Raw genomic sequence first — 12,126 nt, forward strand, 5'->3', positions numbered from 1 at the left:
TCTATGGCTTGATCATATAGCCGAAGATGCGCTTCCAGCCGTGATCTTTTTTCTCGATGTAGACCCCCTGCAGCTCCGGCGAGAAGCCCGGCAGGCGGTTGATGCCCTCTTCCAGCGCCAGGAAATAGCGCTGCACCGCGCCGCCCCACACTTCGCCCGGCACCACGCACAGCACGCCCGGCGGGTACGGCAAGGCCCCTTCCGCCGCGATGCGCCCTTCCGCCTGGCCGATCGGCACCAGCTCGACGTTATCGCGGATAAACTCCACGTTGGCGTCCTGCGGGTTCATCACCACCGGCGGGAAATGATCCTGGCGGAACATCTCCTTTTGCAGCTGTTTGACGTCGAAGCTGACGTACAGATCGTGCATCTCCTGGCACAGCCGGCGAATGCTGTAACCGCGGTAGCGCTGCTCGTTCTTGCGGTACACCGTCGGCAGCACCACGCTCAGCGGCGCGTCCTCTGCAACATAGCGCTCGAACTGCGCCAGCATCTCCACCAGCTGTTCCATCTTGGCCGGGTTCTCCGCCGGGGTCAGCAGGAACAGGATCGAGTTGAGATCGCACTTCTCCGGCACGATGCCGTTCTCGCGCAGGAAGTTGGCCAGAATGGTGGCAGGCACGCCGAACTCGGTGTATTGGCCGGTCGCGGCGTCAATCCCTGGCGTGGTCAGCAGCAGCTTGCACGGATCGACCAAATACTGATCCTGGGCATAGCCTTCGAAGCCGTGCCACGTCTCCCCCGGCACGAAGGTGAAGAAGCGCGCGTCGTTGGCGATAAGGTCAGTATCGTGATCCTGCCAGTCTTTGCCCGCCACCTGCAGCGGAATAAACGGCTTCAGCTGCGAGCAGCGCTTGAGCAGCTGTTTGCGCGTCTCGATGCCCAGCTTGACGCAGTCCATCCACATGCGGCGCCCGGCGGGGCCGGCGTGCATCTTGGCGTTGACGTCCAGCGCGGCGAACAGCGGATAGAACGGGCTGGTCGACGCATGCAGCATGAACGCGTTGTTCAGGTGCTTGTGGTTGCAGTGGCGCTTTTGCCCTTTGATATGATCGTCTTTCTTGTGGATCTGCGAGGTCTGCGAGAACCCCGCCTGCTGTTTATGCACCGACTGGGTGACGAAAATGCCCGGGTCGTGTTCGTCCAGCTCCAGCAGCAGCGGCGAACACTCTTTCAGCATCGGAATAAAGCCTTCGTAGCCCACCCAGGCGGAGTCGAACAGGATGTAGTCGCACAGGTGGCCGATGGTGTCGATCACCTGGCGAGCGTTGTAAATCGTGCCGTCGTAGGTGCCGAGCTGAATGATCGCCAGCCGGAACGGCCTTGCCGCCGCGGCCTTCTCCGGCGCCACTTCGCGGATCTGCTCACGCAGGTAGCGTTCGTCGAAGCAGTGCGCGTCGATGCCGCCGATAAAGCCGAACGGGTTGCGGGCGGTTTCCAGATAGATCGGCGTGGCGCCGGCCTGGATCAGCGCCCCGTGGTGGTTGGATTTGTGGTTGTTGCGATCGAACAGCACCAGATCGCCACGGGTCAGCAGCGCGTTGGTCACCACCTTGTTGGCCGCCGAGGTGCCGTTGAGCACGAAGTAGGTTTTATCGGCGTTGAACACCCGCGCCGCGTGCTTTTGCGCATCCTTGGCCGACCCCTCGTGGATCAGCAGATCGCCCAGCTTGACGTCGGCGTTGCACATATCGGAACGGAACAGGGTTTCACCGTAGAAATCGAAGAACTGCCGGCCGGCCGGGTGCTTGCGGAAGAACTCGCCGCCCTGATGCCCCGGGCAGGCGAAGGTCGAGTTTTCCATCTCGACGTAGGTCTTCAGCGTTTTGAAGAACGGCGGCAGCAGCGCCTGCTCGTAGGCGTCGGCGGCGGCCTCCAGCTGCGCCATGTAGAACGGCTTGCTGGCGCCGGCCAGCAGCGCGAAAACCCCACTGACGAACGGCAGATAGTCCGGCGAGAGATGCTCGTCCCCTTCCACCGCCACGAAGGTCGGAATGTCGAATCCCGTCGCCTGCAAGCGCGCCAGAATGCCGGCGTTCACGTCGGCGACCGACACCACCACCGCCGCCACGTCGGTGTAGTCCGTCTGCTCTACGCGCACGATCTGACGCAGCGTCTCAATGGTAGCGACCAGGCTGGCGCTGGTCGCGATTTTCAATTCTTTCATCATGCTGACTCTCAAACGGTGAAGGATGAGGGTGTGCCACCGGCACGGTAATGAGATAACGCGGTTATCCCGGTAAAGCGATACCCGGGCACGGCAGCATAAGCGGCGTGCGTGACCGGCTCATGATCGGCGATCATCAGGCGGCTATCGGGGGAACTGGTCTTGGCAGCGTCCGACAGGCATCAGTAAAATCAGGGCCGCAGCGCTGGCTTTACGCATGCCTAACAGCGAGCATCAGGCGGCCTTACCGCATGGCCGGCAGGCGTATTCGGGCGGATGGCGTACGGAGGAAACAACGGCGGAACGGTGGCGGCGTCAGATGTCTGGTGCGCAGCAGCGCTTGAGCAACAAAACCAGTCATGCCAATAACCCTCTGGCTTATAAGAAGCGTGAACACCGTCAGGGAACGGAGAGTGCTAAAATTTGCGCAATGATTGCATGATTCGTTGCGGGGTTCAAGCAAGAATCGCCTTGATTGAACGCTCGTTGATTAAATCATAATGCATTGTTATTTAATTAAAAAATAATAACCCACGCTCGTGTCATCGGTATAAATACACGTTTTATATGCATATTTATTGAAAGGCGATATCCCCCCGCCCCCCATCCCGCCGGGTTCGCTGCCTGAAAATAGAGCAACCGATCGGCTTTGTGACAGAAAGCGATTGACGCCATCCGGCCAATACGGTTTAATGCGCCCCGTTGCCCGGATAGCTCAGTCGGTAGAGCAGGGGATTGAAAATCCCCGTGTCCTTGGTTCGATTCCGAGTCCGGGCACCATATTCAGAAGAACCCGCCTATGGCGGGTTTTTCGCTTTCTGGGGTACGGACTCTCCATCGAACTGCGTTCGATTATTCGGCCTGAAGGCCTCACCCTGCGGGCCAGCGCTAAAGCGCTGTTCAACGCGGCGCCAGCGCCGGTTGTCCGAGTCCGGGCACCATATTTAGAAGAACCCGCCTATGGCGGGTTTTTCGCTTTCTGGGGTACGGACTCTCCATCGAACTGCGTTCGATTATTTGTCAGGTACGCCATGCGTTAAGCGATAGTGATCGGGGTCGGTTACAGCCAGGCAATCATCAATGGCAGAAAGGTTGTTGTGAGGCGGAAAACACTCTGGTTAGCCTATTCTGTTGGTTAATCAGCAAGTGGCCGCCGGCGAGGAAATGCCTTTCCAGGTGTGAATGAGCAATACCCCGGCGCTTCTTACCTGTGCCCAAGATGAATAAACCGGCTTCGCCGTTTATTAAAATTTAACGCGTTGTCTCCTACCATAAAATTTTATGACGGCTAATAATCAGCCGTTTTTTCCTGACTAATTTAATATGCATATAAAAAGACAACAGGCTAAATAAAAATAGTATTGCTGCAGAAAGCAAAAAAAACACTTAAGTTCCTTTTGTCAGAAAAAGAAAGCTCTTAAACTGCTAAAATAGGAAGCCATCATTTTCAAAAAAAGATTAGTCATCTTGCGATATTAACCAATACATAAATTCTCGATGGCGATTCAGCATCAGTTTTTTCATCACCGACCGTTTATGGCTATGTACCGTTTTTACGTTTATCCCTAGGAGTTTGGCTGTTTGTGATTGATCAAAACCTCTTTTTAGATAACCGATTACCTGTTTTTCCCTACTCGTCAGAACATAACCGAGAAGCTGTTTTTCAGCAGGATTTTTAACCAAGCTCTTCGCCAACAACTCAAATAGTCTGCTCCGGTTATCGGTTCGATAAAGGACACTCTCACTCTCATTAACGCGCCCTACTCTTTTTTCTTTAATGGTCATGATAGCCGATACAGCTTCGCAAGGATTCATTTTACGCCATCGCTGTGCGCGCCACATCGATGCTGCAATCACCATATCAGCCTGTACGCCATCATCAGGCGACAAAAAACTTACCGTCTTATGATTTTTTTCCGCATATTCCGTAATGCTGAAACGTAATCCCGCCACGAAATAAGCATTGTCATCATCAATAACGATATTGATTCGTTCCATTATTCACCTCTTAAACAATGCAGATAGACTGGCGGAAAACGAATTTATTGGCCCAGGCAGAGGAAAAGCATAAGGAATGGATTACACCGTAAAATAACCGCGATGGCAGAATGCAACTCCTTAACCAAACCTCCCATACCTATCTATTCATATTCCAGGTTAAAGGTGACAGCAGCACTAAAATCCCCACGAACAATGGTTCTGCTTTGTAGAGCAAGCGGCTCACCTCGAATATAGGCCTGAAGACGGATCTGATTATTACCGCTTACCAGTGAGATCTTTTCGCCCCGTTTATTCAGCGGCAGCGATTTACCTTCCATACTCTCTAAGCCGATTGCAACGCCTCTGGCCTGGCTGCCGGTATCCAACGCTAAATAGCCTGGTAAGCTGCCGTTTTCGCTACCGACAAAAGTTACCGTCAGGGATTGCCCCAGACTCAGATCGCACTCTGCCAGCTGAATGGCCAATGGAACGGGTAACGTACGTTGATAGCTATAAAGGTATTTATCTATCACGGTGCCAAAATCGAGCGGGATAATTTCACTGCCAGGCGGGATCACGCAGGGCTCCGCCACCAGCTCGCCATGAAAATACAGGTTATCCTCTGCCCGGGCGTGTGGAGTGAAAACAATCAATAACGCCATCGCTGCAGAAAAAAACGGAAAAACTTTCATATCAAGCTCCTAGAAAAATTCAGCCAGCAAAGTCGCGGTCGCAAAAAAAGCGCCTTCCGTCAACGTGGCCCCCGGTCTGCTCACCGGCACCGCCTCCAGCCGCGGCGGGCTACTGGGATCGATAGAAATGGAGCTGTAGATCACAAAAGGCTCGTCATTTTGATAAACGCGAATCCCCAGATCTGCTTTATTGCTCTGTAGCGCGGCCCCATCAAACGCGGTGCCATTCCCCTTCAGGGTTAACCTTAGCTCCCAAGGACGCGCCCCCGGTTCACAATCAAGGTGGTAATCGATCGCCTGGCGGTAGTTAACGCCATCCACTTTTTTGATCCCAACGCGCGAGCCAAAATCGACATCTATTTTCGCCCCGGCGTTAATCGTGCAAGGAGGCGGGGCAATCAAGCCGCCACGAAATTGCATCGCAACCTCCTCTGCAGCCAGCGCAGCCCCCTGGAAACATAGAGCCAAACACACTACAGGAAAGACAAAACACGGCTTCATGCATTCACTCCAAGGGTTATTGATAGTCGACCCGCAACGTTGCGGATGCGGTGAATTCTCCCGTTTCCAGATTGACGCCGCTCCGCTTTACCGGCACGGCATCCAATTTAACCGGATTGGGATAGGAAAAATTGTGCCAGGAATTCAGCGGCAGTTGATCCCCACCTTGCCTTTGCAAGATGAGGATAGCCAAACCATCCCGACTGGTGCCGAGCAGCCCCTGGCCGAAATTGGCGGTGCCGCCCTGCACCTGCAACCGCATGGCGTTTTTATAGGGATTATTACAGGTGAACGAAAAATCTATCGGCATACGGTAAAAGTTACCGTTAATGCGTGTTGTCATCACCTCATCGCCAAAATCCACCTCAATCGGCCGTCCGCCGTTGATGGTGCAGGGCAAAGGCTGCATCACCGTCACACTGACTTTCACTGTCGCCGCCTGTGCGAAGGCCATTACGCTACTGCCGCACAGAAGCAACGCCGCAGCGGTTTGTCGTACTCTGGTTACCATTTTCACCCGTTACCCCTCAGTCATAGCTCAGATGAAAATCCACCACGGCACGATAGCTGCCCGCCACCAGAGGCTGCGCGGTACGCTCAGCCATAATCCAGTAAGCCAGCGCATTGCTCCCCGGCGTCAGCCACAGCGGCTCACCTCGGCTGCCCAAGCGCACGTTGCGGCCGTGCTCATCCAGCATTCGCAATCCCATGCCGCTCACCCCCTGCGCTTTTATCAGCTGCGGGTTATCCCGATCGGCCCGTGCGCTGAAGCTCACTCTGACCGCCGGTTGATCCGGTGCCCAGCTTAAAGCTCCCGTACGCTCATCCCGGCTGGCCGACCGAGTACGCAAGCAATCGCGCAGGCGCAACTCAACCGCCACCGGCGTACCGCGAGCCCCCACCTGTTCAAGCCTTCCGGTCGCCATTTCTCCCAGCCATATATCCTGGCGAGCAGAAGCCATCTCCAACCGGCAAGCACTCTCGGCCAGCGCCCCCCTGATATGCAGCACGCCATTGGAACCCTCCACCTGCCAGTTATCCGCCGCCCGTGTTGCAGGCAGCAGCCACAGCATCATCGCCACGCTGAGCGGCGCCATCAGCGCCAGCCCCGCCAACGTCAATCCGTAACGCCATCCGTTCACCCCATAGCGCCAGATTTCCGGTATTGCATGCCTACGTGCCATTCGTTTTCTCCTTTAACTACGGCCGCCGGTTATCTCACGAGCTTTTCTTCTCCGGTACGACGCTGCATTTACCCGCCTGACAATTGAACGCCAGCTGCGGCCGGCCGCCATAGTCGTTGATATAGGTCAGCACTGGATTGCCGCCCAAGGTCGCGGCGCTCACCGACAATGGCGCGCTGCCCTTCGGCGGCACCATAAACGGTTCGAAGTTTTGCGCGCCCGCAGCGCCTTTACGGCTGGCCGCATCGATAAGGGTGACGTAATACGGCGTCGGGTTATTGACGATGTATTTATCGCCTTGCCTGGTCAGCGTTAATTGCTCCTGCCACGGCGCAGCGTTGCGCTCGGGGGCTATCGCCGCCGGGCGATAAAACAGCTTGATGCGCGTCTGCAGCGCGATCTGCAGCGAATTCGGCTTGTTGCTCTTCGGCGGGATCTCGCGCAGGTTAAAGTAGTACAGCGTTTCCCTGTCCTGCGGCAGCTGTTTGGCCGCCGGCAACGCCTGGATCTTCACCTGGCTTGGCTTGCCCGGCTCAATGCGCTGCACCGGCGGCAGCACCGTCAACGGGCTTTGAATCTTGTTGCCCTGCTCGTCTTCCAGCCAGCCCTGCGCTAAATAAGGCAGCTGCTTATTTTGGTTGCTGACGCTCAGGCTCACTGACTGCAGCCCACCATCGAAAATAACGCGGGTGCGATCCAAGGCAATGGCCGCCTGCGACGACATCGACAAAAAGACACTGCCAATTAATGCTATTGCCGGTACGGCTCGCGCGACATTATATTGCATAGATATATTCATAAATAACCTTCCTCCCGGCAGCTCAATAAAAACCTCAGCCACCGAATTAAATAACGGCATAAAATTTAAAACTGCTAAATGACTTCAAATACAATCAGCGCATTGCCAGAAAAAGTGCCGCCTTCAATACCACTCAACTGCGCGCCGTCCAATTTGGCCACAAAGGCATAGGTCGCATTAAAACCTGGCGAGACGTCAATCACCTGCTCATTAGACGAATTTGGATCGCCAATCGACAGCTTCGCTTTTATTTCATCACTCGTGCCGCTCTTACGCAGCGTTACCGTATTTGCCCCCACCTGATTGACATCGGTAAATCTGAGGCGGGCTTTTCCCGAAGTCCCGCCCTGGCAGGCCAGTTTGGCGGCAATGCCCTTCACTTTGTTTTCACCCGGCGTCATCACGCCAAAATCAATCTCGCCGCTGCTTTGCCATGTCACCGCGCAAGAAAGCGGCTCCGGTGGGCGCGGCCTGGTTGGCGGCAGAGGCGGCAATAAACCAGAGCAGTCGGAACCTAATAGGTAAGAGGTCCACCCCGTTATTAGTCGTAATTCTAAACAGTGCGGAGGACGCACCTCCGAGCGTCTAAATTGAACTATTTCCGCCAAAGGCAAAACATTTCTCATCACTGCATTTGCCTCGTCAACACTAAACTTGACGCTTCCATATGCAAAGGTAAGACCTTTAGAATATATACCACGCCCAAATGCATCGTAGGTGCGAAACTGAAGCTGACAAAAACCGTAACAGTCTAGCTTACCTTCGTTATTAATATCACCAAATGCCTTGTCGCCAGCCTGAAAAATAACCGTAGAGAAATTAAAATCCAACTCCCCTAACCTCGGATAATCATTATCGCTAGGCGGATCAAGCCAGCGCCAATCGGAGTACCATCCCTCTACGTATGTTGCTTGTACCATTGTGCTATAAAAACAGATGGGTAAAGCAAATATAAGGGCAATTAGCTTTTTCAATTTACGCTCCACTTTTCAATCCCTCCGTTCCCGCTAATACCCGGCAAGGAAGCAGTAAATTATTCACCAGCATTTCTGGCGGCAATAACATCGGCATTTGCACTTCGCACTGTGCTGTGCCCCCCCAGTGCACGGTCATATTTTCTCCGGCTTTGATACCGCTCAGATACACGCTGCCGCCGTCGTTGACGATGCCGGTTTCCTGTTTCCGCGCGTTCCGCACCGTGGCGCCGAACGGCGGCTCGCCGCCGTCCGCCAACTTGATCACCGCCATCGCTTTCTCCCCGGCAATCACTTCAAACTTGCGGTAGCCGATGGCGCCTTCGGTCAGCGTCGCCTGCACCACCGATTTGATCGCCTCGGCGCCATCGCCCAGCTCGTCCAGATCGATGCTGGCCTTGTTGCGGTAGTAGCTGTTGACATCCGCCACCACCGCTTTCCCCCAGCGGTTGGTCGCCGCAACGCTGCCATAGCCGCGCACCGGCACCCCGCCCACTCCTTCGGTATCCAGCAGCAAGCGGGTGCCGCCCGGCAGGTTGCTGCGGTGCAACGCTCCGCCTTCTGCGGTCAGCGTCATGCCCCCCTGTGCCGACAGGCCGAAAGCGCTATATCTGTCCTGCTGATAGCTGGCGTTAGCGGTTACGCGCGCCATATCGCTATCGCGGGTGTAATAACCGCTCAAATTAGCGCCGCTGCGCGAGCCGCCGGCGCTGAGCTGGTAGTTGCTGCGCTCGTCGAAGCGATCGTAATAGCTCACCCGATGGGTGTTGTCGCTGCGGTTAAGCGTGGCGTTATAGCTGACGCTGGCGCCATTGCCCCACGGCAGCGACAGCGACAGATACATGCCGTCGTCGTTGCGCTCGTTGTAACGGTTACGATACGCCGACAGCGACAGCGCCAGATTTTTGAAACGGCCGACGTCGAAATAGCGCGACAGCGTCAGGTTATAACGATCGTTGGCCGGTTTATCCCAATAAGTCTGATGGCTGTAGTTGAGATAAGCGCTCACCCCCAGGTCCCGCAGCTGTTGGTTATAGGTAATGGTGTACATCTCTTTACTGTTGCCGAAACGCCTGCCGTACTCGCGCGCATCCAGATATTCGCTCATGCTCATAAAATTCTGCTCCGAGAAGCGGTAGCCGGCAAAGGTCACCTGGCTGTCCAGCTCATCGAAACTCTTCGAATAGCTGAGGCGGTATGAACCGCCGCTCAGCGTTTCGCCGTTATACGGCAACCTGGCTCGCGACTGGGTGGCGTCAAACGACAGCGCCCCCAGCATCATCAGATCGCGGCCGATGCCCAGCGCCGCAGCGTTATAATCTCCCCCGAACAACCCGCCGCCGTACAACGACCAGCCGTTGCTCACCCCCCAGGAAAACTCACCGGTGCCGAACAGCGGCCCGCGATAGCGGTGATCGAGATCGGAGGGTTTACCCAAAGCCAGCTTGTAGCGCAGCGATCCCGGCCGCGTCAGATACGGAATGCTGGCGGTGCTCATCGTGAACGCCTGCACGCTGCCGTCTTGCTCTTCCACCCGCACGTCCAGATCGCCAGACACCGCATCATTCAGATCCTGGATGCGGAACGGCCCCGCCGCGACCGTGGTCTCGTACAATACCCGCCCCTGTTGGCTGATAATCACTTTGGCATTGCTCTTCGCCACCCCCGTCACCTCCGGCGCATAACCGCGCAGGTTAGGCGGCAACATGTTGTCGTCAGAGCGCAGGCTCAGGCCGCCGAAGCGGAAGCTGTCGAACAGCCCGGAATCAAGATACCCTTCACCAAGCGTCAGTTTTGATCGCAACGCCGGCACGGCCCGATAAGCGTAGTAACGGCTCCAGTCCAAACGTTTGTCAGTCGGCTGCCCCGAACCCGTCTGGTGATTTAGCTGCGCCTGCCAATCTGCCCGCAACCGCCAGGCCCCCAGGTTAGCCCCCGCCGTGCCGTTACCGCTCATGCTATAACCACGCGTACCCGCCTGTATTTGATGCTGGGTTTGCGCATTGAGATTGTAATCAAACAACAGCCCGGGAATGCCTTCATCCCAGCGCGACGGCGGATCCCAATCCTCCGAAACATAGTCCATATAGGCCTGCGGAATGCTGAGATACAGCGATGAGGTGGCCAAGTCACCACGTATCTCCATCCCCTTCAGGCTAGCCTCATCCAGGCACTCCCCCTGATGCCACCAGAGCAGGCCTTGGTACAGCGCCGTTTTCAGTCCCAGCTGTTCCATCAGAGGGCGGGAAACGCAGGCGCGGCTGCCGTTAGGATCATCATCCGGCGCATAGAAAGCGATTTGCTGTTCCGGCAAATCACTTTTATTGACGTGCACCGCCATACCGTAAGTGCCCGGCATAATGTAGCCGCTGCGAGCGAACTGGCTCAGATCGATGTTTTTGCGATCGTTTACGTCCAGTACATCAATATTGAACTGGATTTCTTCCTGAGCGCCGGTAGCAGAGGTGAAACCAAAGCAGCACAACGCCACCCAGGCACTCAGAATAGATAAACGAAATGACTTTCCGGCAGGCAAAAACATCATGTTCCAAACCTTCTATCTGTTAACTTCCCTGAAATAGTCGATCGATTCAGTAATAATCCATTTTGAATCTAACCGATGAAAAATAACTTCCCGCCGTTAATGGTTGACGATTCGCCATGAGGTTTATGACGTAATTCAACCGATAACTCCCCAGAGGAATATTCATTAACGGCAACGGCATGCCCGGCCTGGCGATATTGCCGTCATCATCGCTTATTTTTAACGCCACACCGGAGGCTTCTCCGCGAATGCCAAACATTTCACCATCGGCATGGCCATCAAAAGTCACCTGAAATTGCTTCCAACCCGGTAATTTTTTATCTGCTCTCTCCAAGATGCAATTCACTAACTTGATACTGAAAGAGACGTTTTTCCCCTGCCCATCGCGAGCAATATCGGAGACAGGAATCACCTCCATATCGATAATCTGTTCACGGCTTTCCATAGCGATCGCACAGGCTGCATCATTAATGGCCCCTTGCATATTGACGCGCCCCTCGCCCTGTGAAGCAGAAATAGCCTGCGATACAAAGAACAACGGCACCGACAATAGGCAAAACGCCCCTAACTTTGTTATCTGATGCTTCATTATCTCTTCCCGTGAAATAACGATTCCCTATAAATGGCATGCGGGTTGCCCCACATGCCAATAATCATGCGTATTTCGTTAGGCTAACGAATTACTGGTAAGCCAGGGTAAAGTCGGCAACAGACTGGAATTCACCCGGAACGATCGTCGCATTGGACGCGCTGCTGCCCTGCAGGTAAGCGGCAAAACTCAGGGTGTTGGCGCCGTTCTGCAGATCACGTGCTTTAGAAGCCTTGCCCAGTTCGATGTTGGTGCCGGCGCCGTCGGTGATGGCGATGCCAGCCCCTTTAGCGGTACCGGTGATGCCCAGCAGCTTGCTGTCCGCTTCCGACGCTGAACCGGAGAAAGTCAGCGAAACGGTGTTGTTTTTGCCTGGCGCGACGGTGGTCAGCTCGCAGTTTTCCAGCTTGATCTGGAAGTTACGCGGCGTGGATTTACCGCCGTTTTTCAGCGCCACGTTGGAGATGGCGCCCAGCTCAACGGTCTGATCCAGAGACTCAGGCGCGATAGAGCAAGGTGCGTCGATGATCGAGCCGCTGAAGGTCACTTTACCGTGCCCCTGATCGGCGGCGTGTGCCAGAGAAGAAACACCAAACGCCATAACGGCAGCCAGCATGATTTTATTCAGTTTCATATAACCAATTATCCTTAATCGTATTAATACATAAGGTATTTTCTTAACAATGAGTAATGTG

11 protein-coding genes and 1 tRNA gene are annotated in these 12,126 nt (G+C 55.0%); 1 reads left to right on the forward strand and 11 read right to left on the reverse strand.

The genetic code is table 11. The features are described 5' to 3' along the window. Position 1: 1 nt before the first annotated feature. Positions 2–2,167 carry an ornithine decarboxylase SpeF gene (gene speF, locus ACF8MC_RS14185; RefSeq protein ID WP_164105294.1) on the reverse strand — a complete coding sequence of 722 codons (2,166 nt, stop codon included), beginning with the start codon at positions 2,165–2,167 and terminating at the stop codon, positions 2–4. A gap of 704 nt (positions 2,168–2,871) precedes the next feature. Between speF and ACF8MC_RS14190 the strand changes: the two genes are divergently transcribed. After that, positions 2,872–2,947: transfer RNA gene (locus ACF8MC_RS14190), tRNA-Phe, on the forward strand. Between the two features lie 678 nt (positions 2,948–3,625). Here ACF8MC_RS14190 and ACF8MC_RS14195 read toward each other — a convergent pair. From ACF8MC_RS14195 to ACF8MC_RS14240, 10 genes are all read right to left on the reverse strand, one after another. Further along, positions 3,626–4,165 (reverse strand): LuxR C-terminal-related transcriptional regulator, encoded by a 540-nt coding sequence (locus tag ACF8MC_RS14195; protein ID WP_164105298.1) that lies wholly within the window; start codon positions 4,163–4,165, stop codon positions 3,626–3,628. Between the two features lie 143 nt (positions 4,166–4,308). After that, positions 4,309–4,839 (reverse strand): fimbrial protein, encoded by a 531-nt coding sequence (locus ACF8MC_RS14200; RefSeq protein WP_164105299.1) that lies wholly within the window; start codon positions 4,837–4,839, stop codon positions 4,309–4,311. A 9-nt stretch (positions 4,840–4,848) separates the two neighbouring features. Continuing rightward, entirely contained in the window at positions 4,849–5,259 is a 411-nt protein-coding gene (locus ACF8MC_RS14205; protein WP_223182023.1) for a fimbrial protein, read from the reverse strand. Between the two features lie 97 nt (positions 5,260–5,356). Next, positions 5,357–5,851 (reverse strand): fimbrial protein, encoded by a 495-nt coding sequence (locus ACF8MC_RS14210; RefSeq protein WP_047729841.1) that lies wholly within the window; start codon positions 5,849–5,851, stop codon positions 5,357–5,359. A 16-nt stretch (positions 5,852–5,867) separates the two neighbouring features. Then, positions 5,868–6,524 carry a fimbrial protein gene (locus ACF8MC_RS14215; protein WP_047729840.1) on the reverse strand — a complete coding sequence of 219 codons (657 nt, stop codon included), beginning with the start codon at positions 6,522–6,524 and terminating at the stop codon, positions 5,868–5,870. Between the two features lie 34 nt (positions 6,525–6,558). Then, a complete protein-coding gene (locus ACF8MC_RS14220) occupies positions 6,559–7,311 on the reverse strand; it encodes a fimbria/pilus periplasmic chaperone (RefSeq protein ID WP_033636021.1) in 753 nt (250 codons plus the stop codon). Positions 7,312–7,397: 86 nt separating this feature from the next. Continuing rightward, the gene (locus tag ACF8MC_RS14225; RefSeq protein WP_164105300.1) at positions 7,398–8,309 is read right to left on the reverse strand and encodes a hypothetical protein; all 912 of its coding nucleotides are present in this window, start codon (positions 8,307–8,309) and stop codon (positions 7,398–7,400) included. After that, a complete protein-coding gene (locus tag ACF8MC_RS14230; protein WP_164105301.1) occupies positions 8,299–10,842 on the reverse strand; it encodes an outer membrane usher protein in 2,544 nt (847 codons plus the stop codon). The genes ACF8MC_RS14225 and ACF8MC_RS14230 overlap by 11 nt, the downstream gene beginning before the upstream one ends. Positions 10,843–10,888: 46 nt before the next feature. Then, positions 10,889–11,431: a fimbrial protein gene (locus ACF8MC_RS14235; RefSeq protein WP_033636025.1), complete on the reverse strand. Its 543-nt coding sequence runs from the start codon at positions 11,429–11,431 to the stop codon at positions 10,889–10,891. Positions 11,432–11,522: 91 nt separating this feature from the next. Further along, a complete protein-coding gene (locus tag ACF8MC_RS14240; RefSeq protein ID WP_033636026.1) occupies positions 11,523–12,065 on the reverse strand; it encodes a fimbrial protein in 543 nt (180 codons plus the stop codon). Positions 12,066–12,126 lie beyond the last annotated feature (61 nt).

Origin of the sequence: Serratia sp. LACPHL-BACT-2024-00286 (genome assembly GCF_043109535.1) — a bacterium.
Lineage (GTDB): Bacteria > Pseudomonadota > Gammaproteobacteria > Enterobacterales > Enterobacteriaceae > Serratia > Serratia sarumanii.